Source organism: Bacillus sp. TH13, assembly GCF_016651175.1.
In the GTDB taxonomy this organism is placed as follows: Bacteria; Bacillota; Bacilli; order Bacillales; family Bacillaceae_G; genus Bacillus_A; species Bacillus_A thuringiensis_S.
The window spans coordinates 111725-138372 of record NZ_JAEKEJ010000025.1 but is presented as its reverse complement, the minus strand read 5'-3'; the positions used below and the strand labels follow the sequence as shown (position 1 = coordinate 138372).

The window sequence follows — 26648 nt, the reverse complement described above, 5'->3', positions numbered from 1 at the left end:
TATGAAAAAAAGGGCTGACTTTTGTCAGCCCTTTTTCGTAATCGTAAAATTTTCAACGAGTAAACGCCAATTTTGTGGGAATGGTAAACCGATTTTCCAGTAACTAATACCACCTATACCTTGTTCTTTCATTAAATTGAATTTACTTTGAACAGACCGTGAATCTTCAAACCAAACTTCGTGTTGCACGCCGTTTTCATCAAAATAATTAAAATGAGGAGCTTGGGCTGTGAAATCATAACGAATAGGAACATTATATTTACGAGCTAGTGCAACAGCTGCGACGGAGCTAATTGCTTTTGCGGGCGGATTTCCTTGTTTAAATGGAAGTTTCCAATCAAACCCGTATAAATTTTGCCCCATCATAATTTTTTGTGGAGGCATTTGAGATTTTGCATATTGAAGTACTTCTTTCACCGGACCGATAGGAGAAATCGCCATCGGTGGCCCGCCTTGCCATCCCCAGTCATAGGTCATAATGACGACGAAATCAACAATTTGCCCTTGCGCTTTATAATCGTGAGCTTCGAAAAATTTTCCCTTTTGATTTGAACTTGTTTTCGGTACGAGAGTTGTGCTCAATGTGTACCCGCTAGGTAAGCGTGTTTTTACATTTCGTAAAAAGCGATTATACGCCTCGCGGTCTTCAGGTGCTACACTCTCGAAATCGAAATGAATGTCTCGCATGCCATATTTTTCAGCTGTTTGCAAAATGTTAGTAATAAATTTGTTTTGAATCGTTGCGTCGCGTAAAATAACCGATGTTAGATCGGCACTGAAATTACCATTTTCAATATTTGTAATAACGAGCATAGGGATTGTTTTACCTTGCGTTGCAATATTAGCGATTTTAGCTGTTTCAGTAGGTTCTTTTAATGTGCCATCTCTTTTTGCTTCAAAACTAAAATAAGCTAAGTATGTTAAAAATGGATTGATGGCACGTGTAGCATTAACTAAACTCTCTTTAATCGGTATAGTTGAAGGTTGTAAATAAGCGATGGATTCTACAGCTCGTTTTGTGCCTTTTGGTACATATAATTGTTGTCCGACATGGAGAATAGATTTTAAAGATAAATTATTAACTTTAGCTAAACTAGCGAGGGGGACATTATATGTTTGAGAAATTCGATATAGGCTGTCACCAGGCTGTACATAATAATTATTTCCTTTCGTATTAACGATAAGTGCCTGACCAACAACGAGCGTTTCAGCTGGATTTAGTCCATTGTCTTTTACTATTTCGTCAGGTGTTGATCCATATTTTGATGCCAAGCTATATACGCTATCACCACTACGGACAGTTACAATTTGAATCATATGCTGGCTCCTTTCAGTAAAAGATTCACTGTTTTTATTTTATTTTTGATGTTACTGTATTATGATTAAATGTATGCAAGGTAGCAGAAGTGAAAGAAGGCGAATACATATGTTTGTAGCAGAACATGAAGTTGAAATCCGTTATGCGGAAACAGATCAAATGGGTGTTGTTTACCATTCAAACTACTTAGTGTGGCTTGAGTTAGGTCGCACGAAACTTATACAAGATTTAGGTTTTTCATATGTTGAAATGGAGAAAGAAGGAATTATTTCTCCTGTGTTAGATTTACAAATTTCATATCGTAAAGCGATGCGTTATGGAGAAAAGGCAATCGTAAAAACATGGGTAGATACTGTGAGCCCACTTCGCGTTGTATATGGATATGAAATATATAATGGTGATGGTGATCTTTGTATTACTGCAAGTACGACGAATATTTGTGCGAAAAAAGAAGGGTTCCGCCCTGTATCATTTAAAAAGTTATATCCTGAGTGGTATGCGAAATATGAGGAAATTAAGAAAAAATAAAAAAGCGTGGCAGAAGCCGCGCTTTTTTATTTTTCATAATTAAATTGTGGGAAGTCGTCACCTTCGTCAAGTGTAACAGATAAATTATGTCCATCGAAGAACCATTCATCATCGCCTTCAATAAAGAAATTAATACCTTCTTCTTGAATTTGAACAGCAGGGTGTGCAGGATCATCTTTACGAATACCTAAAGAAAGTCCTTTTTGCACAGTACTGCAACCACCGTATTGTACGAAAAAGCGTAGTGTTTCATTTAATTGTAAGTTTAATTCATTTTTATACCATTGTGCTGCTTCTTTTGTTACGGAAAGATTCATGTATAGTTCCTCCAAGTTATGTTGCTTTTTCTTTAGTATAAAAAATAACGCAAAAAGACGCTATTAATATGCTTCACGTTTTCTTTTTGCGTTATGTGGGTTACGATCTTATTTTTGCTTTTTTGAAAAGTTTGCTTTTGGTTCAGTTTTATTTATAATTCGTCCGATATTTGCACGGTGTTTATAAATAACCATACCTGCTAATAAACACATCGCAATAATGAAGATTTTATCCCCGCTAACAATGGATGCAATAACAGCAACAACTGCTGTTACCATAGAAGAAAGTGATACGTATCTTGTTGTAAATAAAAGGGTGAAAAATACAACAGCCAATATTGCAAAAACAACTGGTGAATAGCATAATAGCACCCCAGCAGAAGTTGCAACTGCTTTACCACCACGGAATTTCGCGAAAATCGGGTAGACATGTCCAAGAACAGCCGCTAACCCGAACCATAGTGGGTGAATATCTAATCCGAAAATCATTGGTAGACTTGTTGCTAATGTCCCTTTTAAAATGTCAGCAATTGTAACGGTAAAACCTGCTTTTTTCCCTAATGTACGGAATGTGTTTGTTCCGCCTAGATTACCGCTCCCATGCTCACGAATATCGATTCCGTAGCCAATTTTTCCAACAACTAGTGCAAATGGAATCGAGCCAAGCAAGTAGGCAACGATAAATAAAAGATATGTAGTAACCATAAGTTCAGTCTCCTTTATTCAAATGTGTTGATAAAGGGTAAAAAGAGTTTTTCCCGTATATTGTACCATACATTTGTAAAGAGCACATTTCTTTTTTGTAAATGAAAAATTCATTATTTCGTGAAAAAAATTTCACAGTAATGTTACATTTCTCACAGAAACAGCAAGACTATATGTAGTAACATTTTAATCAAAAGACAACAACATATTGGTGGAGGGTTATAAATGTTACAAAATAATACACGTGGAGAAGAATTAATGAAAGTGTTCGAGACGATAGTCCACGGCAATGAACAAGATTTAATGCAAGAAAATGCAAATGTAGACGGCCGCTCTCCAATGGGTGTAATGGGAACGTTCGCATCTGAGAGTGCAAAATATTATGCTGTTGAGAATTTATTGTCAGATCAAGTGAAAAAAGCGATAAATGAAAATATATTATATCCACATGATTTAGATTTTTATGCGACAGGAACGACGACTTGTTCGCAAATTCCGTTAGCGCAAATGCTTGCTAACGGTTTTCATACTGGACATGGACATATGAGACAACCACAAGACATTAAAAGTGCATTGGCTCTTTCGTCTATTATTTTTCAAGCGAATCAAAATATGCAGCATGGCGGTCAATCGTTTGCACTCTTTGATATTGATTTAGCGCCTTATGTACGAAAAACAATTGAGAGACATAAAAAACGATTACAATCATATCCACTTACGAAAGAACAAATAGAAGAATTCGCATGGAAAGAAACGGAAAATGATACGTATCAAGCGTGTGAGGCTTTCGTTCATAATTCGAATAGTATGCATAGTAGGGGCGGAGGACAAGTACCGTTTATTTCTATTAATTACGGAACAGATACATCAAAAGAAGGAAGAATGTTAATTAAACAACTATTAAAAGCGACACAAGCTGGACTTGGTAAAGGCGAGACACCGATTTTTCCGATTCAAATTTTCAAGATGAAAAAAGGTGTAAATTTTGAAGAAAGTGATCCGAATTACGATTTATTTGAATTAGCATTAGAGACAACTGCAGAGCGATTATTCCCTAACTTTTCATTTTTAGATGCTCCGTTTAATGCAGTGCATTATGATGGAAGACCAGAAAGTGAAGTATGTTACATGGGATGTCGTACCCGTGTTATGTCTAATATACATGGAGAAGAAACAGCGATTGGTAGAGGGAATTTATCATTTACGTCTATTAATTTAGTGAAATTAGCGTTAATTAGTGGTTCAAAAGAAGCATTTTTTGAAGCGCTAAACTACTATTTAGATTTAGGAATTAAGCAGCTATTAGAAAGATTTGTGTATCAATGTACGAAGCGAGCAAGAGATTTTCAGTTTTTATATTCACAAGGTGTATGGCGTGGTGGAGAAACGTTGCAGCCTGAAGACTCCGTAGCTTCGATTTTAAAACAAGGGACGTTAAGTATTGGTTTTATCGGTCTTGCGGAATGTTTAGTAGCTTTAACAGGAAAGCATCATGGGGAAGATGAAGAATCATGGAAACTTGGGTATGAAATTATTTCCTTTATGAGAGATAGAATGGATAAAGCGACAGAAGAACATCAACTGAATTTCTCGATAATTGCAACTCCAGCAGAAGGATTATCAGGAAAGTTTGTGAAAAAAGATAGAGAAGAATTTGGCGTGATTAGCGGTATAACGAACCATAATTACTATACCAATTCATTCCATATTCCAGTTTATTATAACATTCAAGCGATAAATAAAATCCGTTTAGAAGGCCCGTTCCATGCTCTCTGTAATGGAGGACACATTACGTATATTGAACTAGACGGAGCAGCGATGCATAACAAAAAGGCATTAAAACAAATTGTACAAGCCATGGCAGAACATGGCGTTGGATACGGTTCAATTAATCATCCTGTTGACCGTTGTAAGTGCTGTAGTTATCACGGGGTTATTGGAAATGAATGTCCAAGTTGCGGGAATGAAGATGAGGCTAATATAGAAAGAATTCGCCGTATAACAGGCTATCTTGTAGGAGATATGTCGAAGTGGAATAGTGCGAAACGTAGTGAAGAGATAGATCGGGTGAAACATAAATGAAAGTGCTGAATATTATTCATGATAGTGTAGTAGATGGAGAAGGATTGCGGACAGTCGTGTTTTTTGCGGGCTGTCCGCATCGTTGTGTCGGTTGCCACAATCCAAAATCGTGGAATATTTGCAACGGGACGGAAATGACAGTAGAAGAAATTGTGAAAGAGATTGCAAGTAATCCATTAACTGATGTAACATTTTCAGGTGGAGATCCATTTTTTCAAGCTGCTGAAGTGAAAAAGGTAGCAAAAATCGTGAAAGATTTGAAAAAAAACCTATGGATGTATACAGGTTATACGTTAGAAGAGATACAGAGTTCTCAAAATAATGATATGATAGAGTTGTTACATTATGGGGATGTTTTAGTCGATGGAAGGTTTGAAATTGAGAAAAAAGATTTAACACTTCCATTTCGCGGAAGCTCCAATCAACGTATTATTCGATTGAAAGAGTAAAAAGGCGGGATAGATTATATGAATAAAACAGTATTGCTTGTTGAAGATGAAAGAAGATTACGTGAAATTGTTAGTGATTATTTTCGTAATGAAGGCTTTGAAGTAATCGAAGCAGAAGATGGAAAAAAAGCGTTAGAGTTATTTGCAGAGCATGAAATTGATTTAATTATGTTAGATATTATGTTACCGGAAATAGATGGATGGTCTGTTTGTAGACGAATTAGAAAAGAATCAGCAGTACCAATTATTATGTTGACAGCGCGTTCGGATGAGGATGATACATTGCTAGGTTTCGAATTAGGTGCAGACGAGTATGTAACGAAACCATTTAGCCCGAAAGTGTTAGTAGCTCGTGCAAAGACGTTATTGAAACGTGCGGATGGCGCGGTAGGAGTAGCGGAAGAAAATGCTATGTCTTTAGCTGGAATAGAAGTGAATCGTCTATCTAGAACTGTTTTAGTAGATGGAGAAGAAATTATATTGACACATAAAGAATTTGAACTTCTCGTTTATTTAATGGAGAACAAAGGAATCGTATTATCACGTCAACATTTATTAGACCAGTTATGGGGATATGACTATTACGGTGATGACCGAACGGTTGATACCCATATTAAAAAACTTCGAAATAAGTTAGGAGATAAAGCGAAGCATATCAGTACTGTTATTCGAGTTGGTTATAAATTTGAAGAATAATCTAGAACGATTTGTGTAATTTAGCCTAGGAAAATGGCGATTTTATACTCTCTTTTGAAGGTAGAATGTACAAAAAATACTTTTCTTGTCTACAATGTTAGATAGGAGTATTTTTTTAATTGGATTTCACGATGAGTTCACAAGAAGGACACAAAACGTGACTATACTGAAAATACGAATTCACCAGAGAGGGGAAATAAAACATGGGATATTACGACGGACCAAATTTAAATGAAGAGCATAGTGAAACGAGAGAAGTGAGAAAATCAGGTAGTAAAAAAGGCTATTTCTTCACAGGTTTAGTGGGAGCTGTAGTCGGAGCGGTTTCGATTAGTTTTGCAGCACCATATATGCCATGGGCTCAAAATAATGGAGCACCAGTATCATCATTTAGTTCGGATTCAAAAGTAGAAGGTACTGTAGTTCCTGTTGTAAATAAAGCGAAAAATGAAACTGATTTACCTGGTATGATTGAAGGAGCGAAAGATGTTGTTGTAGGTGTTATTAATATGCAACAAAGCGTTGATCCATTTGCAATGCAACCGACAGGTCAAGAACAACAAGCTGGTTCAGGATCAGGTGTTATTTATAAAAAAGCAGGAAATAAAGCATATATTGTAACAAACAACCACGTAGTAGATGGAGCGAATAAACTTGCTGTAAAACTAAGTGATGGTAAAAAGGTAGATGCAAAGTTAGTAGGGAAAGATCCTTGGTTAGACTTAGCTGTTGTTGAAATTGATGGGGCTAATGTGAATAAAGTTGCAACTTTAGGTGACTCAAGTAAACTTCGTGCGGGTGAAAAAGCGATTGCAATCGGTAACCCACTTGGATTTGACGGAAGTGTAACGGAAGGTATAATCAGTAGTAAAGAACGTGAAATCCCAGTTGATATTGATGGGGATAAACGCCCAGATTGGCAAGCACAAGTTATTCAAACAGATGCAGCGATTAACCCTGGTAACAGTGGTGGTGCATTATTTAACCAAAACGGTGAAATAATTGGGATTAATTCAAGTAAAATTGCACAACAAGAAGTTGAAGGAATTGGATTTGCTATTCCAATTAATATTGCAAAGCCCGTTATTGAATCTCTTGAAAAAGATGGAGTAGTAAAACGTCCAGCTCTTGGAGTAGGTGTTGTTTCGTTAGAAGATGTGCAAGCTTATGCAGTCAATCAATTGAAAGTACCGAAAGAAGTAACTAATGGTGTTGTATTAGGTAAAATTTACCCAATATCACCAGCTGAAAAAGCTGGTTTAGAGCAATATGATATTGTAGTAGCATTAGATGATCAAAAAGTAGAAAATTCACTTCAATTCCGTAAATATTTATATGAAAAGAAAAAAGTAGGCGAGAAAGTAGAAGTTACATTCTACCGTAACGGTCAAAAAATGACGAAAACAGCTACTTTAGCAGATAATTCAGCTACAAAGAATCAATAATCGAAATAAAAGAAAGTCTCTTTCATATTGAAAGAGACTTTCTTTATCGGCTATACTAAAGGAATAGGAGGGATTAATTATGACAATTGAAAACCCAACTCGTACGGAAATTGGTGAAGTGTTAAAGAAAAGCAAAACAATTGCGGTTGTTGGATTATCAGATAAGCCAGAACGTACATCGTATATGGTTTCAAAAGCAATGCAAGATGCTGGATACCGCATTATTCCAGTTAATCCAACAGTAAATGAGGTGCTTGGAGAAAAGGCAGTTTCTTCACTAAAGGATATTAAGGAACACGTTGACATTGTAAATGTATTTCGTCGCTCAGAGTTTTTAAAGGATGTTGCAAAAGAATTTGTCGAGATTGATGCAGATGTTTTTTGGGCACAATTAGGAGTACAAGATGAAGATACATATAAACTTTTAAAAGAAAAAGACTATACTGTAATAATGGATCGTTGTATTAAAGTAGAACATGCGATGACAAAATAGTATAGACTTAAAGTTAGAAAGATTGATTCAGCCCTCATTATAGATAAGTAGGGCCGATGAACGAGGTGTTCATCATGAGATTTTTTAAAGGCTGTTTTTGGGGATTGTTATTTGTAATCCCATTTTGGATTTTGATCATTTGGATCATAATAAAGGTTTGGAATGTGTAATCTTGGAATACATATCCATTTCTCGTTGACAAACGATTATTTTTCTGAAATAGTAGCCTAGAGGAATCCTTGTGAGAAAACAAGGATTTTTCTATTGAAAATGGTGTATAAAAGAGATAAGATAACTTGCCAAAACTATAGTCGAGGCGTTATTCTATAATAGAAACATATGTTCTGATTTTGGATTAGGAAAGGGGCAAGGAGTTTGGCGAAGCATCAGTTCCAATATAATGAAGATGCGATTCAAGTGTTAGAAGGACTTGAAGCCGTTCGAAAACGCCCGGGTATGTATATCGGGAGTACGGATAGCCGTGGATTGCATCATTTAGTATATGAAATAGTAGATAACTCCGTTGACGAGGCGTTAGCGGGATTTGGCGACGAAATTTCTGTCGTAATACATAAAGATAATAGTATTAGCGTTATAGATAAAGGGCGAGGAATGCCTACGGGAATGCATAAACTTGGGAAACCTACACCTGAAGTTATTTTAACTGTACTTCATGCAGGTGGTAAGTTTGGCCAAGGTGGCTATAAAACGAGTGGTGGTTTACACGGCGTTGGGGCATCAGTTGTAAACGCCTTGTCAGAATGGTTAGTAGTAACAATTAAACGTGATGGTAACATTTATGAACAACGCTTTGAAAATGGTGGCATTCCTGCAACAACGTTAGAGAAAATCGGGAAAACAAAAGAGTCTGGTACAACAATGCATTTCAAACCAGATACAACGATTTTTAGTACGACAAATTACAATTATGAAACATTATGTGAGAGATTACGTGAATCTGCATTCTTATTAAAAGGAATGAAAATCTCGATAAAAGACGAACGTAATGATTTAGAAGATATATTTCATTATGAAACAGGAATTGAAGCTTTCGTTTCATATTTAAACGAAGAAAAAGATTCAATTCACCCAGTTGTATATTTCACTGGTGAACAAAACGGGATTGAAGCAGAACTAGCATTCCAGTTTAATGATGGTTACTCAGAAAATATTCTTTCGTTTGTAAATAACGTACGTACAAAAGATGGTGGAACACACGAAGCTGGATTTAAAACAGCAATGACGCGTGTGTTCAATGAGTATGCTCGTAAAGTTTCATTATTAAAAGAAAAAGATAAAAATTTAGAAGGTACAGATATTCGTGAAGGTGTAGCGGCTATCGTTTCTGTACGTGTACCAGAAGAAGTACTTCAGTTTGAAGGACAAACGAAAGGGAAACTTGGTACAAGTGAAGCTCGTTCTTCTATTGATGCCATTGTATCAGAGCATCTAGCTTACTTTTTAGAGGAAAACCCGGATGTAGCTACACTTCTTGTGAGAAAGGCAGTTAAAGCAGCGCAAGCACGTGAGGCTGCTCGTAAAGCGAGAGAAGAAGCACGTAGTGGTAAGAAGAAGAAAAAATCAGAAGGTACGTTAAGTGGGAAGTTAACACCTGCACAATCACGTAATCCTCAGAAAAACGAATTGTATTTAGTAGAGGGTGACTCTGCCGGTGGTTCAGCGAAACAAGGACGAGACCGTCGTTTCCAGGCCGTATTACCGTTACGTGGTAAAGTAATTAATACAGAGAAAGCAAAGCTTGCTGATATCTTTAAAAATGAAGAGATTAATACAATCATTTATGCGATTGGCGGCGGTGTAGGAAATGAATTTGATGTTGAAGATATTAACTACGATAAAGTTGTAATTATGACCGATGCCGATACGGATGGAGCTCATATTCAAGTATTGTTATTAACGTTCTTCTACAGATATATGAAGCCACTTATCGAAGCTGGTAAAGTGTTTATCGCACTTCCTCCTTTATACAAAGTAAGTAAAGGAAAAGGTAAGAGTGAGGTAATTGAATACGCTTGGTCAGATGAGGAATTAGACGGTGTAACGAAAAAAGTTGGAAAAGGCTATATGTTACAACGTTATAAAGGGCTTGGTGAAATGAATGCGGATCAATTATGGGAAACAACAATGAATCCTGAAACGCGTACATTAATTCGCGTGAAAATTGATGATGCAGCAAGAGCAGAGCGTCGTGTTACAACGTTAATGGGCGATAAAGTAGAACCGCGCCGTAAATGGATTGAACGTAATGTACAGTTTGGTATGCAAGAAGAAGGAAATATTTTAGAAAATGAAATGATTATGGAGACGGAGGTGGAATAACATGCAAGCAGAGAAGTTTCATGACCTCCCGCTTGAAGACGTGTTAGGTGACCGCTTTGCACGTTATAGTAAATATATTATTCAAGATCGTGCACTTCCAGATGCACGTGATGGCTTAAAGCCAGTACAAAGACGTATTTTATATTCTATGTATGTAGAAGGTAATGTACATGATAAAGCGTTTCGTAAATCAGCTAAAACAGTAGGTAACGTTATTGGTAATTATCATCCACATGGAGATTCCTCTGTATATGAGGCAATGGTACGCTTAAGCCAAACTTGGAAAGTACGTAATGTTTTAGTTGAAATGCATGGTAATAACGGTAGTGTTGATGGGGACCCAGCGGCAGCGATGCGTTATACGGAAGCTCGTTTATCACCAATCGCATCTGAATTATTACGTGATCTTGATAAAGAAACAGTTGAATTTGTGTCAAACTTTGATGATACGAGTGAAGAACCGGTTGTATTACCAGCAGCGTTCCCGAATTTATTAGTGAACGGATCTACAGGGATTTCCGCTGGTTATGCAACAGAAATTCCTCCGCATCATCTTGGAGAAGTTATTGACGCTACAATGATGCGTATTGATAAGCCAAATAGTACTGTTGATGATTTATTAACAGTTATGAAAGGACCAGATTTCCCAACAGGCGGTATTATTCAGGGGATTGATGGTATTAAAAAGGCGTATGAAACAGGTAAAGGTAAAATTATTATTCGTGGAAAAGCGGAAGTTGAAACAGTGCGTGGTGGGAAACAACAAATTGTAATCACTGAAATTCCTTACGAAGTGAATAAGGCAAACCTTGTAAAGAAAATGGATGAATTACGTCTAGATAAAAAGTTAGATGGCATTGCTGAAGTGCGTGATGAGACAGATCGTACTGGTTTGCGAATTGTTGTTGAATTAAAGAAAGAAGCAAACGCCGAAGGTATTTTAAATTATTTATATAAAAATACAGATTTGCAAATTCCATATAACTTTAATATGGTAGCAATCAATAATCGCCGTCCAACACTTATGACATTACCGAAAATTTTGGATGCTTATATTGGACATCAAAAAGAGGTTATTACGAGACGTTCGCAATATGAATTAAGAAAAGCAGAAAATCGTCAACATATTGTAGAAGGTTTAAAGAAAGCATTATCGATTTTAGACCAAGTAATCGAGACAATTCGAGCTTCAAAAGATAAGCGTAATGCGAAAGATAATTTAAGTGCAAAATTTGGCTTTACAGAAGCACAGGCGGAAGCAATTGTTTCCTTGCAATTATATCGCTTAACGAATACAGACATTACGGCGTTACAAGAAGAAGCAGATGAGCTTAATAAGAAAATTCTAGAGCTACAGTCAATTTTACAAAGTGAAAAAAGATTACTTCAAGTCATTAAAACTGATTTGAAGAGAGTTAAGAAAACATATAGTGATGATCGTCGCGCTATTATTGAAGAACAAATTGAAGAAATTAAAATAGACGTAGAAGTGATGATTCCACAAGAAGATGTCATCGTTACTGTAACGAAAGAAGGATATGTGAAACGTACTGGATGGCGCTCACATAATGCATCAAATGGCAAAGACTTCGGTATGAAAGAGGGTGACATCTTACTTGAACGATTCGATACGAATACGACTGAAACAGTTCTTTTATTCACAAGTAAAGGAAACTATATATATCTTCCAGTATACGAAATGCCAGATATTCGTTGGAAAGATTTAGGTCAGCACGTTGCAAATATCGTTTCACTCGACCGAGATGAAACAATCATTTGGGCAACGGTTGTACCGAACTTTGAGGAAGAAAAACGATTTATCGTATTTGTAACACGAAATGGTATGATAAAGAAAACAGAATTAAATCAATATAAAGTTCAGCGTTATTCAAGGGCATTCGTTGCTGTAAACTTGAAAAAAGATGATGAAGTTGTCGATATATTTGCGACAGATGGAACGAGTGATATCGTTCTTGCTACACACGGTGCATATGCACTTATTTTCCATGAAGATGAAGTAAGTCCAGTCGGTGTAAGAGCTGCTGGTGTGAAAGCAATTAATTTAAAAGAAGATGACTATGTCGCTTCTGGTAAACCGTTAAATGGTGACAAAGATCAACTTATTCTCGTAACACAGCGCGGTGCTGTAAAACGTCTAAAAGCATCAGAAATTGAAAAATCAACGAGGGCGAAACGAGGTCTTGTTATTTTCAAAGAATTAAAACGTAATCCGTACCGCATTGTCGGTATTGAAATTGTTCGGGACGATGAACTAGTTTACATGAAGACAGAGAAAAACATTGTAGAAGAGATTGATCCGAAAGCGTATCGAAATAAAGATCGGTATAGTAATGGTAGCCTAGTGCTAGATGTTAATGATACTGGTGAAGTAGTAGAAACGTGGACGAAAAAACGACCGGAGTAAAAAAGCATCTTGCTATTATTCATAGCAAGATGCTTTTTTCTAGGCAATTTATTATGTAAATAATAATAATCTTGTTATAATAACTGAATGAAATCGTTCTCATAAAGTGAAACTTTAATCAATGGGGAGTTTCTTCATCCCCACTGATTATTAGTTGAACCAATCGGGCTTTAACAAGCAGTTGATTCCTCACCTAATTCCTTAGCTTTCGCTAAATTTTGAGTTAGGAATCTTACTGCCCGTTAAAGCGGGACAAATGGAGGGGCAACATGAAAAAAATAGGTGTAGGGATTGTAGGATTTGGTTTTTCTAGTACGACATTTCATATCCCACTATTACAAACGATAGAAGAATATGATATTCGTGCTGTATTATCCTCAAAAGAAGAGGTAGTAAAAGAAACATTACCAAACGCTAATGTTGTTAGTACAATTGATGAATTGGTGAAGCGAGCTGATGTTGATTTAGTTGTTATTACATCACCTAATACAACTCATTTTCCATATGTAAAAGAAGCAATTTTAAACGGTAAGCATGCTGTTGTAGAAAAACCATTTGTTGTTTCAATTGAAGAAGGGGAAGAGCTTATTTCATTAGCAGAGCAGCATAATGTAACGTTAAGCGTATATCATAATCGTCGTTTTGATAATGATTTCTTAACAATTAAGAAATTGTTAGGAGAAAACAGAGTAGGGAATGTATACGCATATGAATCGAATTTTGATCGTTTCCGTCCACATGTACGTGATCGATGGAGAGAAAAAAATCTACCAGGCTCCGGTATATTATACGATTTAGGATCGCATTTAATTGACCAAGCGTTATCAATATTCGGGAAACCAGATGAGATAAGTGCAGATGTAATAAAACAACGACCAGGTGCAGAGGTGGATGATTATTTCCACATAGTACTTCATTACGGAGCTAAACGTGTCATTTTACGTAGTAGCAGTTATGTGAAGAAAGCTGGACCGCATTTTATAGTGCATGGAGAGAAAGGTTCTATCGTGAAGTACGGTATGGATTCGCAGGAAGAGCAATTAAAAAATGGAATGAAGCCAGGTGATAACGGTTATGGAGTAGACGATGAAGAGAATTTTGCTACTTTAGAAACAGAAGGAAGCTTAGATCGTATTCCAACAGAAATCGGTTGTTATGACAATTATTATAAAGGGGTACGAGATAGTATATTAAATGGTGAGAAACTACCTGTAACAGCACAAGAAGGTTTAGATGTTATTAAACTGATTCAATTAGCGATTGAAAGTAGTGAAAAGGGTAGAGTCATTTCTATAAAATAAAAAGACACGAAATTCGTGTCTTTTTTATTAGGAATATGTGAATATGATTAATTATTTAGTCTAGTCGTTTATCATACATTAATTGGATTTGTATGCCATAAGGATCTTCAATAATACCATATGCTTCACTAAATATATTTTTTTCTAGCGGAGAGATTATTTTCACATGCTTATCGGAAATTAAATTATTATAAAACCTTTGTATTTCTTCTAAATTAGCGCTTTGAATGCAAAGTGACATGTTATTTCCAACGTTATAACGTTCATTAGACTTCATTGTATCTTCTGCTATCATTAGCTTTGTATTCCCAATTTGTAAAACAGAGTGAGCAATATGATCTTTATTTTCACTTGTAATTTTAAAAGAACTATCTCTTTTCGCCAGTTCTTCATACGTAACAATCATTAACTTTTTGGCTTCTAAATGACGTGTATAAAAGTTAATCACCTCCTTTGCTTGCCCATTCATTGAAAGAAAAATAGCTATTTCTAATGTCATAAATATATAACTCCTTTATTAGTTGATAATTATAATATAGATTAAAAAGGTTTCAATACATGACACCTTTTTTGGAGGGAAATATGAAAAAAACTGAACGAATAAATGATATGCTTATTTTCTTAAATAATAAAAGATATTTTAATTTAAAAGATTTAATGGCTAGATATGATATTTCTAAAAGTACCGCGTTGCGAGATATTCAATCATTGGAAGAAATAGGTGTACCCATATATTCTGAACTAGGTAGAAATGGAAGTTATAAAATTATAGAAAATAGTGTGTTATCGCCAATTTATTTTAGTGTGGATGAAATGTATGCGTTATACTTTTCAATTCTTACGCTAAATGGATACAAGACAAAACCATTTAATGTAGAAAGTATTGCGCTTGAAAATAAATTTAAACATGTATTACCTGATAATGTGAGTAAAAATATTTCAATCATGGAACGAACGCTTTCCTTTGAAGTAACAAATCATAGTAATTTTAGTCCGTTCTTAAAAGAAATTTTACAGGGAATTTTTGCTGAGCGAGTTTATCATTTAACATATTTAAAAAAAGGTGAGGAGCAAGCATTGGTTGCCCAATTTATTCGAGTAGAATCTAAATTTGGCCAGTGGTATGCTAAAATCTTTAATTTTGAGACAAATAATGTTCAAATAATTAGATGTGATAAAATTCTTTCTATTGTGGAAACGAGCAATATTAATCCAAAAAATCTTGAAGAATTATTAAGTTATCTTACTACTTTTCACAGAAAGCCTGATGCAATTGATTTTAGCGTCATTGTTAATCAAAAAGGAAAGGACATTTTTGATAAAGAGAATTATCCTTCCATGAGGATGCAAAAGCAAAATGAAAATTACATTATAACAGGCTATTTTAACAAGCAAGAATTTGATTTTATTTCAAATTATTTTCTGAATTTCGGTGAAACGATTATCTCAATTCAGCCTGTTATGCTAAAAGAGTTAATCTATAATAAGGTGTTATCTATAAAGCAGCATTTAACTTCTTTAAGATAAAGTTAGTTTTAGTCATTTTTTGATATGAAAAAGCCCTTGCGATTTAAATATCCAAAGGGCTTTTTGGTGATTCTATTTGTTCTTTAGAAAAATTATTTTTCTGGGACGGAGAGTCCATAAAAGAACATCGTAACGATATCTTGTATATGTTTTTCACGATCTCCTTCAAGAAGTTGTGCCCCAAAATCATCACCTAATTTAGTAAACATTTGAATGTAAAGTAACATCATTTCTTTAGTAAGGTGTGGATTAATTTCGTTTTTGCGCTGAGCTTGTTCTAATATTTCTAAATACCAGGGCAGGATTTTTTCATTTTGATAACTATAAATAAACTTACGGAGTTCTTCGTCCCTTTGCATCATTTGTAATAACATATCAGGTTGAAATAACCCGCCAGTATTCATTTTTCTTACAATCATTTTTTGCATCATATCATGAAAAGGTAATTTTTCTTCTGCAAGCTCTTTATAATATTGAAATTCAGATATGATAAATTCTTGTATAAGCTCCCTAAATAAAGCATCTTTACTTCCGAAATGATTATAAATTGTAACTTGAGAAACGTTTGCTTCTTTTGCGATATGTTCTATTTTCACTTCATTAAATCCACGTTCTGAAAATAATACGAATGCTGCTTCTTTAATGGCACGCTTTTTCTTTTCTTTTACTCTTTCAAAGCCGTTCAATGCAATCACCTCACTTAAAATATACAAGAAAAAATAATGGAAAACAATAATTTTGAAATATGGACTAATAAATATTTCAAAAAGTTGTTGCGAATATGAAAGATGAGGAGTACAATATTTTTGAAATATCACATATTAAATATTTCAAAAAATGAGGTGGAATTATGATTTCAGTTCAAGATGTCACAAAACAGTTTTCGAATGGAAAAGGTTTGTTTCATATTACATTTGATGTAAAAAAGGGAGAAGTATTTGGTTATTTAGGACCGAATGGTGCCGGGAAATCAACGACGATTCGTAATTTAATGGGATTTATAAAACCGACAGCTGGTAAAGCGACAATTTTTGGATTAGATTGTTGGAATGAAGCAGCGAAAATTCAAAGGGAAGTTGGTTATTTACCGGGTGAAATTTCTTTTATTGAAGGAATGAACGGATTAGAGTTTTTAAAATTAATGCAAGGAATGCGTGGGTTAAAGGATACGAAAAGACGAGATGAACTGATAGAGCGCCTGCAATTTGATGTGAAAACACCGATTCGCAAAATGTCTAAAGGAATGAAGCAAAAAGTAGGGATAGTCGCTGCATTTATGCACGATCCAGAGGTGTTAATTTTAGATGAACCAACATCTGGACTTGATCCACTTATGCAACAAGTATTTATAGATTTAATATTAGAGGAAAAGCAAAGAGGAAAAACAATCCTAATGTCATCACATATTTTTACTGAAATTGAGAGAACTTGTGACAGAGTAGCTATTATTAAAGATGGTCGACTCGTAACGGTTGAAAATATTCACGATTTACAAGGAATGAGAAGACAGGTGATAGATGTAACAGTATCATCACAAGAAGAGATTGAGTCCCTTACAAAGTGTAATTTGCAATTTGAAGCGGTAAAAGGCAGAGAGGCATCTATCATTGTACAAGGAAATTATCAAACTGTTTTACAAACACTTTCAAACTATAATGTAACGGCACTTCAAACGAGAGCGATGGATTTAGAACATTTATTTATGCATTATTACGATAAGAAAGAAGGGGTAACGCATGAATAAGCAATTGTTTTTAGCTAGTTTGAAAGAAACACAAAAAAGTATTTTGAGTTATGCGTCTGGCGCGGCTTTATATTTGTGGTTATTAATTTGGATATTCCCGTCAATGGTATCAGCGAAAGGGCTAAATGAATTAATAGCTGCCATGCCTGATAGTGTGAAAAAAATCGTTGGTATGGAAAGTCCGATTCAAAACGTAATGGATTTTCTAGCGGGCGAATACTATAGTCTATTGTTTATTATCATTTTAACAATTTTTTGCGTAACAGTTGCGACACATTTAATTGCTCGTCATGTAGATAAAGGAGCAATGGCATACTTGCTAGCAACACCTGTATCTAGAGTGCAAATTGCTATTACACAAGCTACTGTTCTCATATTGGGACTTCTGATTATTGTATCTGTTACGTATGTAGCTGGGTTAGTAGGTGCAGAATGGTTTTTACAAGATAATAACTTAAATAAAGAATTATTTTTGAAGATAAATGTAGTCGGAGGGCTCATATTTTTAGTCGTTAGTGCGTATTCATTTTTCTTTTCTTGTATATGTAATGACGAAAGAAAAGCACTAAGTTATTCAGCGAGTTTAACTATCTTATTTTTCGTATTGGATATGGTAGGGAAGTTAAGTGATAAGTTAGAATGGATGAAAAACCTATCATTATTCACGCTGTTTCGTCCGAAAGAAATTGCTGAAGGAGCGTATAATATATGGCCGGTAAGTATAGGGTTAATTGCCGGAGCACTTTGTATTTTCATAGTAGCAATTGTAGTGTTTAAGAAGAGGGATTTACCGTTATAAAGTAGAAAGTCCACTAGAAAGTGGGCTTTTTTATTTGTAAATTAAAACTAGTATGTTTATCGCATAACACTTATAAAGGATATTTATCTTTTTAATTACAAAAATATTCAAAAAAATGAACCTTTTTCTAGGTTCATACGTCTAATACATGTAAAGTTAAATTGGAAGTGATGAAGTGAGGATGAAACAGGAGGAGCAATGGTGAAAGTAATCCCTTTATATAAAATGATTATAAAAGAAGAAACGGATGTTTCTTTGGCGAAAAAAGGTGATCATGAAGCCTTTATAGCGCTTATACATACAGAAAAAGTGAAGATGTATCGAATAGCAAAGGCGATGTTACGTGATGAGACAAATATAGAGGATGCGATACAGACAACAATTTTAAAGGCCTATGAAAATATAAAAAAATTAAAAAAAGAAGAATTTTTTCAAACTTGGTTAATTCGAATACTAATAAATGAGTGTAACAATATTATTAGAGCGTATAAAAATGTAATTGTGACAGAAGAGAATGATTACAATATGAGTGCGTGTGATCAGTATGAAGATATAGATTTGTGTAATGCGATTCAATCGTTACATGAAGAATTAAGAGCTGTTACGGTGCTTTATTATTATGAAGATATGAATCAAGAGAGTATAGCAAAGCTGTTAGAAATACCGAAAGGAACAGTGAAATCAAGATTGTCACGCGCGAGGGAACAACTACAAAAACAATTAAAGATGGAATAGGGGGGGGAAGGGTGGATAATGAAAAATTATTTGATGAGAAATTAAAAAAGAGAATAAAAGATGAAAATGTTATAGTACCTCCAGAGTTAAATGAAAAGATTAATGGCACACTACATAATCTTCAGGTAAAAAAGAAGAGTTACAAAATTCATATGATGATAATTAGTGCAGCGGTTTGTATACTTTCAGTGGTATCTATGTCTGAGTTTTCTATCCAAAGTTTTGCGCAAAACGGTGGAGTATTTGAATATGTAAAGAAAAAAGCGCTTTCTGATTATGAAAATGAAGAAGAAATAAAATCGAATGTACATTATCCAGATAAAGAAAAGATTCATCAAAAGATGCTAGATTCTATTGATTATTTTAAAAATATTTCAGGACAATTTGAGGAATATTCTAGCTCATCAAGAATTGCTACAACATATAAGTATGCGATTGATACGGAAAAACAAAGAGGTATCTCTTCGAAAGAAGATAAACTAGCGAAAAAACGAACAATTATATATAACGAGGGCAAGAAAAAAGAGTTTGATGATGAGAAGTATACCTATAAAGAGACAAAATGGAACCCGAAAGAAAGAAACAATGAACTATTAAAATTAAATCCTACGGAAAGGTTATTGAGAAAATCAGGTGAAAAAAAGCGATATGATGATGAATATGTAGGACTAGCTAAATATAGTATTCAATCAGAATTCGCAGATTTGTTAATTCGATATAAAGATTGGAATTATAAAGAAACGAAATATCTTGGATTAGATTGTTACAAAATTGAAGGAGTCATCAATATAGAGATGCCTGTTAGCACCTCTGAAGATATAAGAGGGAAATTCGAAATGGTTGTGGAGAAAAATACAGGGATTATATTGAAATTTCTTAGTTTTCAAGAAGGCTTGATTCAATATTCACTTACGACTGAATGGATACAAATAGATAAGGGATTGAAAGAAAGTATGTTTCAAAAGGATAGCGCTAAATATGAAAGAATGAAAAACATATTGGATGAATAGAAACAGGAGGAGAGTAAATGGGGAATCATTCATCTTTAAGAGAAGAGAAAAATAAGCAAAAATATAAAAAGAAAACGATAATAAGTTTACTACTAGCGGTATTGCTATTTGGTGGAATTGGCTATGGAGCCTATGTATATATGAAAACTTCTAGTCTCGTACAAAAATCTAATTTGAATTTAGCACGAGGTGAAAAATCTAATTTACGTGAGAAATCTGTAAAGCCAATTGCAAATCATGTTTCACTTTTAATTATGGGAATTGATGAAAATCAAGAACGACAAAAGGAGTATAATGGTGCATTTCATACAGATGCATTATTGTTAGCGACTTTTAATAAAGACGATAAAACAGTGAAATTAACGAGCATACCGCGTGATACATATACATATGTTCCAGTTGAAAAGAAAAAAGATAAAATCACCCATGCATATGGAAGTGGTTTCGTTAAAAATGGTAAAGATGGAGGACCACAAGCTTCTGTAGAAGCGGTAGAAAAATTGTTACAGGTTCCTGTTGATTATTTTGTGAAATTTAATTTTGGTTCCTTTACTAAAATTGTTGATGGGTTAGATGGTATTGAAGTAGATGTCCCAGTTGAATTTACGGAGCAAAATAGTAAAGATGAACCTGATGCGATTCATTTGAAAAAAGGATTGCAAAAATTAAATGGGGAAGAAGCACTTGCACTAGCAAGAACGCGCCATATTGATAGTGATGCAATGAGAGGTCAGAGGCAACAACTTGTTATCGAATCGATTTTAAGTAAATTAAAAAGTGTAGGCTCGATTACGAAGCTAGAAAAAATGGTTGAGGCGGTTGACGGCGATTTTAAAACAAACTTAGTAATGGATGATATTTTATCTTTTTATAAATACGGTTTAAACGGTTCAGTTGAAAAAATACAACTAGCTGGTGATGATTTATATTTACCTAATGGTCCAAATGGGCAACGTGTATATTATTATAATCCTAATAAAAAAGATCTACAGAGTTTGAGTAATACTCTTAGAACACATCTAGGGTTAAGTGAAAAGCAAATTGAGGAGAATTGAAGCAGGCGAAACGTCTGCTTTTTTATTATGTTAAATAGTATGTCGTTTACTCTTGAATGTTATATACTATTTTAAAATTAGAGATAATAGTGTAACCTAATGTTAAGGTTCAAGTTAGATAGCAAGGGGGCTATTACATAGAATAAATGGTATTAATTATAATAGTTTGGGAGAAATGAAAAAACAGGGGAGTATTAAAAATGAGAATTGTAAAGAATTTAACATTCCAAGTTATCGTGGCAATTATTTGTGGTATTGCAGTAGGAGCAATTTGGCCGAGTGTTGGACAACAAATGAAGCCAATTGGTGAAACATTCATCAATATGATTAAAATGGTTATTGCACCGATTATCTTTTTAACGATTGTGCTCGGTATTGCAAGTATGGGAAGTATGAAAAAGGTAGGCCGTGTTGGTGGGAAGGCACTATTATATTTTGAAATTGTTACAACAGCGGCTTTAATTATTGGTATCATCGTAGCGAATGTTGTACGTCCAGGAGATGGATTAGATCCCTCAAAACTAAAAGGCGGAGATGTTTCACAATATGTACAAAGCGGGCAAGAAATGAAATGGATGGATTTCTTTTTACATATTGTGCCGTCTAACATGTTTGAAGCATTTGCAAAAGGTGATATTTTACAAGTGTTATTTTTCTCCATTTTATTCGGCGCAGGGTTAACGATGTTAGGGAAAAATGGACAACCGATTATTGACTTTTTTGAAAGATTATCGAAAGTATTTTTTAATATTTTATCCATTGTTATGAAGTTAGCACCGGTTGGAGCATTCGGCGGAATGGCATTTACAATTGGTAAATATGGTTTAAGTACACTCATACCACTTGGTAAATTAATGATTTGTGTATATGCGACAATGGCATTATTTGTTTTTATTGTTTTAAATTTTATTTGTAAACTGTATAAATTTAGTTTGTGGAAATATTTAGCGCATATTAAAGAAGAATTACTCATTGTTCTAGGGACATCATCATCAGAATCAGTACTGCCGCGAATGATGACAAAGATGGAAGACTTCGGATGTTCGAAGCCGGTAGTAGGTTTAGTCATTCCGACGGGATATTCTTTTAACTTAGATGGAACAACGATTTATTTATCGATGGCTACTATATTTTTAGCTCAAGTCTTTCACGTCGATCTTTCACTAGGTCAACAATTAACTATAATAGCTATTTTGTTAGTTACATCTAAAGGAGCAGCAGCAGTAACAGGTGGAGGATTTATTGTATTAGCATCTACGTTGTCTGCAATGAATGTTATCCCGTTAGAAGGGTTAGCGCTATTACTTGGTGTAGATCGTTTCATGTCAGAGGCACGTGCTATCGTTAATTTAATTGGTAACGGTATTGCGACTGTAGTTGTTGCAAAAAGTGAAAATGAATTTGATGATGAGAAGTATACGAGAGTAATAGAGGAGATGAAAAGAGAAAAAATAGCCGGGTAAAAAAGTCAGCTTTGCTGACTTTTTATTTTTGTAGAAAAGAGGTTTGTTACGATATACATTATTTATTAACAATAATTTACAAGTGTTTTATAGTGGAGGGATATAAAGACTATTAAATCAATACATAGAATTCCATGAGGTATAGTGTTTCGAAAGGTTATGGAATTTTTATGAATATTACTGTAAAAAAATAATTTTTTAAAAATTTTTAATAATAACACTTTACAAAACTCAAAAAATTAGTAGAATAATAGTTAATAAGAATCTTCTGATAAATATATAAAGAAAAACAGAATTATCAGAAAATTCTTAAGTGAGAGCGTTAAGAATTAGGGAGGGTACAGAAAGTGAAAAAGAAAAAAATGAAAAAACTAACAGCAGTTGTAGCACCAGTTTTAGCAATGAGTATGGCATTAACAGCATGTTCTACATCAGGTGGAGATAAGAAGACAAGTACAAATTCTAGCTCTGGCGGAGATAGCAAATCAGAGGGGAAATTAGCAGCGAAACAAGTGTTCAATAAAACAGAAAATCAGGAAATTCCAACAATGGATACTTCAAAGAGTACAGATACTTTGGGTTCTCAAATTTTAGGGAATACAATGGAAGGCTTATACCGTTTAGATAAAGAGAATAAACCAATCCCAGCTGCGGCAGAATCAAGTACGAAGAGTGAGGATGGTAAAAAATATACATTTAAATTACGTAAAGATGCAAAATGGTCAAATGGTGATCCTGTAACAGCGAAAGATTTCGTATTTGCATGGCAACGTTTATTAGATCCAAAAACAGCTGCTGAGTATGCATTTATCGCATTCCCAATTAAAAATGCAGAAGTAATTAATAAAGGAGAAAAACCTGTAACTGAACTAGGGGTTAAGGCAGTAGACGATTATACGTTAGAAGTTGAATTAGAACAAGCAGTACCATACTTCTTGAATTTAGTAGCATTCCCATCGTACTATCCATTAAATGAGAAATTCGTAAAAGAAAAAGGGGATAAATACGGTTTAGAATCTGATACAACTGTATATAATGGACCGTTCGTTCTTACTGATTGGAAGCATGAGCAAGGTTGGAAACTGAAGAAGAATGATCAATATTGGGATAAAAAGACTGTAAAATTAGATGAAATTAACTATAGTGTTGTAAAAGAGCCAGCAACTAATGTGAATTTATATGATAGTGGTCAAATTGATTTCGCTTTATTAACAGGTGAATTTGTTGATAAATTTAGAAATAATAAAGAGGAATATGGGGTGTATAACGAACCAAGTACGTTCTTTATACGTTTAAACCAAAAACGTGGTGGACAAGATACACCATTAAAGAGTAAAAAATTACGTGAAGCAATTGCCCTATCAATTGATAAAAAGAATTTAACAAATGTTATTTTAAATGATGGATCAAAACCTGCAGATTATTTAGTGCCGAAAGGCTTAGCAGCTGGACCTGATGGGAAAGACTTCCAAGGAACGTTTAAAAACGGCATTAAACCAGATGCGAAAAAAGCAGCTGCTGCATGGGAAGAAGCGAAAAAAGAACTTGGAAAAGATCAAGTTACAATTGAGTTTTTAAACTATGATACTGGTAATGCGAAAAAAGTTGGGGAATATGTAAAAGATCAAATTGAGAAAAACTTAAAAGGTGTAACAGTAAATATTAAACTTCAACCGTTTAAACAAAAACTTAAATTAGAATCAGATCAAGATTATGATATTTCATATGGTGGATGGAGCCCAGATTATGCGGATCCAATGACATATTTAGATATGTTTGAAAGTAAGCACTCTCATAACCAAATGAGTTTCTCTGATCAGAAATATGATGAAATAATTAAAAAAGCTGGTGGGGAATTAATGACTGATGCGAAGAAACGTTGGGAGGAGCTAGGAAAAGCAGAGAAATTACTTCTTGAAGAAGATGTAGCCCTTGTACCTTTATATCAAAGTGCTAGATCTTATGTTATGAAACCGCATGTAAAAGGTGTTGTTAAGCATAATATTAGCCCAGAATACAGCTATAAGTGGGCATATGTTACTGAAAAATAATAACAGTTGTGAAAGTGCTTCAAAGCAGTCTACCTGCTTTGAAGCACTTTTTTTATTGTACAATTCAATGCGAAAATGGAAGAGTAGAGAAAAAACGAAAGGTAGTAGATGGGGGATATCTGTAGTATGGTCATAGAAAACAGACTGTTAATGTTAAGTAAAATAAATTTTCTAAATATTTTAAAAATAACTTTACAAAACTAGAAAAAACAGTAGAATATTAATTAATAAGAATTTTCTGATAAATATTTATCAGAAAATCTCTCAAAATGAGTTTCGTACATATAATTGGGGGAGGGTACAAAAATGAAGAAAAAGATGAAAAAGTTCACGGCGGTTGTAGCGCCAGTTTTAGCGATGAGTATGGCGTTGACAGCGTGTTCTGGATCTGGTGGAGAAAAGAAAACAACTACGACGTCTAGTGGTGGGGAAGATAAAAAGTCTGATATTAAATATGCAGCGAAGCAAGTGTTAAATCGTACAGAGAATCAAGAAATTCCGACAATGGATACTTCTAAGTCTACAGATACGTTAGGGGCACAAATTTTAGGAAACACGATGGAAGGATTATATCGTCTTGATAAAGATAATAAGCCAATCCCGGCTGCGGCAGAATCTAGTACGAAAAGCGAGGATGGCAAAAAATATACATTTAAACTACGTAAAGATGCAAAATGGTCAAATGGTGATCCTGTAACAGCGAAAGATTTCGTATTCGCATGGCAGCGCTTACTTGATAAAAATACAGCGGCAGAATATGCGTTTATTGCCTACTATATTAAAAATGCAGAGGCAATTAATAAAGGTGAAAAACCTGTAACAGAATTAGGCGCAAAAGCGTTAGATGATTATACGCTAGAAGTAGAATTAGAAAAACCAGTACCGTATTTCTTAAACTTATTAGCATTCCCGTCATACTATCCGCTAAATGAAAAATTCGTAAAAGAAAAAGGAGATAAATACGGTTTAGAAGCTGACACGACAGTGTATAACGGGCCATTCGTTATGGCTTCATGGAAACATGAACAAGGATGGCAGCTAAAGAAAAATGATAAATATTGGGATAATAAAACTGTGAAATTAGAAGAAATTAATTATAGTGTAGTAAAAGAAGTTGCGACGAAAGTAAACTTATATGATACAGGATCAATTGACTTTACATTACTATCAGGAGAATTTGTAGATAAATATAAATCGAACAAAGATGAGTACGGTGAGTATTCAGAAGCAAGTACATTCTTCTTACGTTTAAATCAAAAGCGTAACGGACAAGATACACCGTTAAAGAGTAAAAAACTTCGTGAAGCAATTGCTTTATCAGTTGATAAAAAAGGATTGGCAAATGTAATTTTAAATAATGGATCAAAAGCAACTGATCAATTGGTTCCAAAAGGACTTGCGACAGGACCAGATGGTAAAGATTACCAAGATACATTTAAAAATGGTTTGAAATATGATCCGAAAAAAGGTGCAGCAGCTTGGGAAGCAGCGAAAAAAGAACTTGGAAAAGATCAAGTGACAATTGAATTACTAAGTTATGATGATGGAACTGCGAAAAAGATTGCTGATTATGTTAAAGATCAAATTGAGAAAAACTTAAAAGGTGTAACGATTAATACAAAGATTCAGCCGTTTAAACAAAAATTAAAATTAGAGACTGCACAAGATTATGAAATCTCTTATGCAGGTTGGAGTCCAGACTACGCGGATCCAATGACGTTTATTGATATGTTCGAGTCGAAGAGCCCATATAACCAAATGAGTTACTCAAATGCCAAATATGATGATATGGTATCAAAAGCAGGTAATGAATTAATGGGTGATGCGAAGAAGCGTTGGGAAACGTTAGGGAAAGCTGAAAAACTATTCCTTGAAGAAGATGCTGGGTTAGTTCCTTTATATCAAACAGGAAGAGCGTATGTAATGAAACCGAATGTTAAAGGAATTGTGAAACACAATATTAGTCCAGAATATAGCTTTAAGTGGGCTTATGTAACGGAAGGGAAATAATAAAAAAGAGCGTTTTAAAGGTAGATAAATGATTTTTAGAACGCTCTTTTACTATTGAATTAAATAGAGAAGAATAAGAAAAGTGGTACTTACATATAGTAGATGTGGGAGAATTCGTATAGTAGTAATAGATTGTTATTGAAGTAAATGAATTA

The 26648-nt window shown here is 34.4% G+C and carries 23 protein-coding genes; 18 read left to right on the top strand and 5 right to left on the bottom strand.

Translation table 11 applies throughout. The features are described from left to right. Positions 1-24: 24 nt before the first annotated feature. Positions 25-1317 (bottom strand): glycoside hydrolase family 18 protein, encoded by a 1293-nt coding sequence (locus JFU02_RS08895; RefSeq protein WP_000614855.1) that lies wholly within the window; start codon positions 1315-1317, stop codon positions 25-27. Positions 1318-1426: 109 nt separating this feature from the next. On the opposite strand from JFU02_RS08895, the gene JFU02_RS08890 reads away from it, so the two are divergent. Next, a complete protein-coding gene (locus JFU02_RS08890) occupies positions 1427-1846 on the top strand; it encodes an acyl-CoA thioesterase (protein ID WP_000495808.1) in 420 nt (139 codons plus the stop codon). 26 nt (positions 1847-1872) lie between these two features. Here the strand turns inward: JFU02_RS08890 and JFU02_RS08885 are convergent, their stop codons facing one another. Further along, the gene (locus JFU02_RS08885) at positions 1873-2163 is read right to left on the bottom strand and encodes a HesB/YadR/YfhF family protein (protein WP_001054441.1); all 291 of its coding nucleotides are present in this window, start codon (positions 2161-2163) and stop codon (positions 1873-1875) included. A gap of 108 nt (positions 2164-2271) precedes the next feature. Then, on the bottom strand, positions 2272-2868 hold the full coding sequence (gene plsY, locus JFU02_RS08880; protein ID WP_000258974.1) for a glycerol-3-phosphate 1-O-acyltransferase PlsY: 597 nt from the start codon (positions 2866-2868) through the stop codon (positions 2272-2274). Between the two features lie 225 nt (positions 2869-3093). Here plsY and JFU02_RS08875 point away from each other — a divergent pair, with 225 nt between their 5' ends. From JFU02_RS08875 to JFU02_RS08840, 8 genes are all read left to right on the top strand, one after another. Then, positions 3094-4950, top strand: a complete 1857-nt coding sequence (locus tag JFU02_RS08875; RefSeq protein WP_061665778.1) for an anaerobic ribonucleoside triphosphate reductase — start codon at positions 3094-3096, stop codon at positions 4948-4950. Continuing rightward, a complete protein-coding gene (gene nrdG / locus JFU02_RS08870; RefSeq protein ID WP_000866404.1) occupies positions 4947-5399 on the top strand; it encodes an anaerobic ribonucleoside-triphosphate reductase activating protein in 453 nt (150 codons plus the stop codon). Before JFU02_RS08875 ends, nrdG begins: the two co-directional genes overlap by 4 nt. Before the next feature lie 18 nt (positions 5400-5417). Next, a complete protein-coding gene (locus JFU02_RS08865) occupies positions 5418-6095 on the top strand; it encodes a response regulator transcription factor (RefSeq protein ID WP_001044680.1) in 678 nt (225 codons plus the stop codon). Between the two features lie 203 nt (positions 6096-6298). Continuing rightward, positions 6299-7540, top strand: a complete 1242-nt coding sequence (locus JFU02_RS08860; RefSeq protein ID WP_000542642.1) for a S1C family serine protease — start codon at positions 6299-6301, stop codon at positions 7538-7540. A gap of 79 nt (positions 7541-7619) precedes the next feature. Continuing rightward, positions 7620-8033 (top strand): CoA-binding protein, encoded by a 414-nt coding sequence (locus JFU02_RS08855; RefSeq protein WP_086407546.1) that lies wholly within the window; start codon positions 7620-7622, stop codon positions 8031-8033. A gap of 375 nt (positions 8034-8408) precedes the next feature. After that, entirely contained in the window at positions 8409-10373 is a 1965-nt protein-coding gene (gene parE, locus JFU02_RS08850; protein WP_001062191.1) for a DNA topoisomerase IV subunit B, read from the top strand. Between the two features lies 1 nt (position 10374). Next, complete coding sequence (gene parC, locus JFU02_RS08845) at positions 10375-12798, top strand: DNA topoisomerase IV subunit A (RefSeq protein ID WP_001147467.1); 2424 nt, start codon at positions 10375-10377, stop codon at positions 12796-12798. Positions 12799-13067: 269 nt separating this feature from the next. Further along, positions 13068-14099 carry an oxidoreductase gene (locus JFU02_RS08840; protein ID WP_061665776.1) on the top strand — a complete coding sequence of 344 codons (1032 nt, stop codon included), beginning with the start codon at positions 13068-13070 and terminating at the stop codon, positions 14097-14099. Between the two features lie 55 nt (positions 14100-14154). Here JFU02_RS08840 and JFU02_RS08835 read toward each other — a convergent pair whose 3' ends face one another. Continuing rightward, positions 14155-14598, bottom strand: coding sequence for a VOC family protein (locus JFU02_RS08835; RefSeq protein ID WP_061665775.1), 444 nt, complete (start codon positions 14596-14598; stop codon positions 14155-14157). Positions 14599-14657: 59 nt separating this feature from the next. Between JFU02_RS08835 and JFU02_RS08830 the strand changes: the two genes are divergently transcribed. Beyond that, on the top strand, positions 14658-15626 hold the full coding sequence (locus JFU02_RS08830) for a helix-turn-helix transcriptional regulator (RefSeq protein WP_098285295.1): 969 nt from the start codon (positions 14658-14660) through the stop codon (positions 15624-15626). Positions 15627-15718: 92 nt separating this feature from the next. Here the strand turns inward: JFU02_RS08830 and JFU02_RS08825 are convergent, their stop codons facing one another. After that, complete coding sequence (locus JFU02_RS08825; protein ID WP_003291871.1) at positions 15719-16321, bottom strand: TetR/AcrR family transcriptional regulator; 603 nt, start codon at positions 16319-16321, stop codon at positions 15719-15721. 155 nt (positions 16322-16476) lie between these two features. On the opposite strand from JFU02_RS08825, the gene JFU02_RS08820 reads away from it, so the two are divergent. From JFU02_RS08820 to JFU02_RS08785, 8 genes are all read left to right on the top strand, one after another. Continuing rightward, positions 16477-17370, top strand: a complete 894-nt coding sequence (locus JFU02_RS08820) for an ABC transporter ATP-binding protein (protein WP_061665774.1) — start codon at positions 16477-16479, stop codon at positions 17368-17370. Then, a complete protein-coding gene (locus tag JFU02_RS08815) occupies positions 17363-18169 on the top strand; it encodes an ABC transporter permease subunit (protein ID WP_001041433.1) in 807 nt (268 codons plus the stop codon). Before JFU02_RS08820 ends, JFU02_RS08815 begins: the two co-directional genes overlap by 8 nt. Before the next feature lie 201 nt (positions 18170-18370). After that, positions 18371-18904, top strand: a complete 534-nt coding sequence (locus JFU02_RS08810; protein WP_086407652.1) for an RNA polymerase sigma factor — start codon at positions 18371-18373, stop codon at positions 18902-18904. An 11-nt stretch (positions 18905-18915) separates the two neighbouring features. Then, entirely contained in the window at positions 18916-19914 is a 999-nt protein-coding gene (locus tag JFU02_RS08805; protein ID WP_086407544.1) for an anti-sigma factor, read from the top strand. Between the two features lie 17 nt (positions 19915-19931). Then, positions 19932-20969, top strand: coding sequence for an LCP family protein (locus tag JFU02_RS08800; RefSeq protein WP_000526732.1), 1038 nt, complete (start codon positions 19932-19934; stop codon positions 20967-20969). 200 nt (positions 20970-21169) lie between these two features. Next, complete coding sequence (locus tag JFU02_RS08795) at positions 21170-22432, top strand: dicarboxylate/amino acid:cation symporter (RefSeq protein ID WP_001223627.1); 1263 nt, start codon at positions 21170-21172, stop codon at positions 22430-22432. A gap of 347 nt (positions 22433-22779) precedes the next feature. After that, positions 22780-24483 (top strand): peptide ABC transporter substrate-binding protein, encoded by a 1704-nt coding sequence (locus JFU02_RS08790; RefSeq protein ID WP_000727527.1) that lies wholly within the window; start codon positions 22780-22782, stop codon positions 24481-24483. A gap of 306 nt (positions 24484-24789) precedes the next feature. Continuing rightward, on the top strand, positions 24790-26493 hold the full coding sequence (locus tag JFU02_RS08785; protein WP_086407543.1) for a peptide ABC transporter substrate-binding protein: 1704 nt from the start codon (positions 24790-24792) through the stop codon (positions 26491-26493). Positions 26494-26648 lie beyond the last annotated feature (155 nt).

What these genes read in the sequence shown, in the direction of transcription:
- JFU02_RS08895 (WP_000614855.1), bottom strand. Translation starts at nt 1,317, where the DNA reads ATGATTCAAATTGTAACTGTCCGTAGTGGTGATAGCGTATATAGCTTG.
- JFU02_RS08890 (WP_000495808.1), top strand. Translation starts at nt 1,427, where the DNA reads ATGTTTGTAGCAGAACATGAAGTTGAAATCCGTTATGCGGAAACAGAT.
- JFU02_RS08885 (WP_001054441.1), bottom strand. Translation starts at nt 2,163, where the DNA reads ATGAATCTTTCCGTAACAAAAGAAGCAGCACAATGGTATAAAAATGAA.
- plsY (WP_000258974.1), bottom strand. Translation starts at nt 2,868, where the DNA reads ATGGTTACTACATATCTTTTATTTATCGTTGCCTACTTGCTTGGCTCG.
- JFU02_RS08875 (WP_061665778.1), top strand. Translation starts at nt 3,094, where the DNA reads ATGTTACAAAATAATACACGTGGAGAAGAATTAATGAAAGTGTTCGAG.
- nrdG (WP_000866404.1), top strand. Translation starts at nt 4,947, where the DNA reads ATGAAAGTGCTGAATATTATTCATGATAGTGTAGTAGATGGAGAAGGA.
- JFU02_RS08865 (WP_001044680.1), top strand. Translation starts at nt 5,418, where the DNA reads ATGAATAAAACAGTATTGCTTGTTGAAGATGAAAGAAGATTACGTGAA.
- JFU02_RS08860 (WP_000542642.1), top strand. Translation starts at nt 6,299, where the DNA reads ATGGGATATTACGACGGACCAAATTTAAATGAAGAGCATAGTGAAACG.
- JFU02_RS08855 (WP_086407546.1), top strand. Translation starts at nt 7,620, where the DNA reads ATGACAATTGAAAACCCAACTCGTACGGAAATTGGTGAAGTGTTAAAG.
- parC (WP_001147467.1), top strand. Translation starts at nt 10,375, where the DNA reads ATGCAAGCAGAGAAGTTTCATGACCTCCCGCTTGAAGACGTGTTAGGT.
- JFU02_RS08840 (WP_061665776.1), top strand. Translation starts at nt 13,068, where the DNA reads ATGAAAAAAATAGGTGTAGGGATTGTAGGATTTGGTTTTTCTAGTACG.
- JFU02_RS08835 (WP_061665775.1), bottom strand. Translation starts at nt 14,598, where the DNA reads ATGACATTAGAAATAGCTATTTTTCTTTCAATGAATGGGCAAGCAAAG.
- JFU02_RS08830 (WP_098285295.1), top strand. Translation starts at nt 14,658, where the DNA reads ATGACACCTTTTTTGGAGGGAAATATGAAAAAAACTGAACGAATAAAT.
- JFU02_RS08820 (WP_061665774.1), top strand. Translation starts at nt 16,477, where the DNA reads ATGATTTCAGTTCAAGATGTCACAAAACAGTTTTCGAATGGAAAAGGT.
- JFU02_RS08815 (WP_001041433.1), top strand. Translation starts at nt 17,363, where the DNA reads ATGAATAAGCAATTGTTTTTAGCTAGTTTGAAAGAAACACAAAAAAGT.
- JFU02_RS08800 (WP_000526732.1), top strand. Translation starts at nt 19,932, where the DNA reads ATGGGGAATCATTCATCTTTAAGAGAAGAGAAAAATAAGCAAAAATAT.
- JFU02_RS08795 (WP_001223627.1), top strand. Translation starts at nt 21,170, where the DNA reads ATGAGAATTGTAAAGAATTTAACATTCCAAGTTATCGTGGCAATTATT.
- JFU02_RS08785 (WP_086407543.1), top strand. Translation starts at nt 24,790, where the DNA reads ATGAAGAAAAAGATGAAAAAGTTCACGGCGGTTGTAGCGCCAGTTTTA.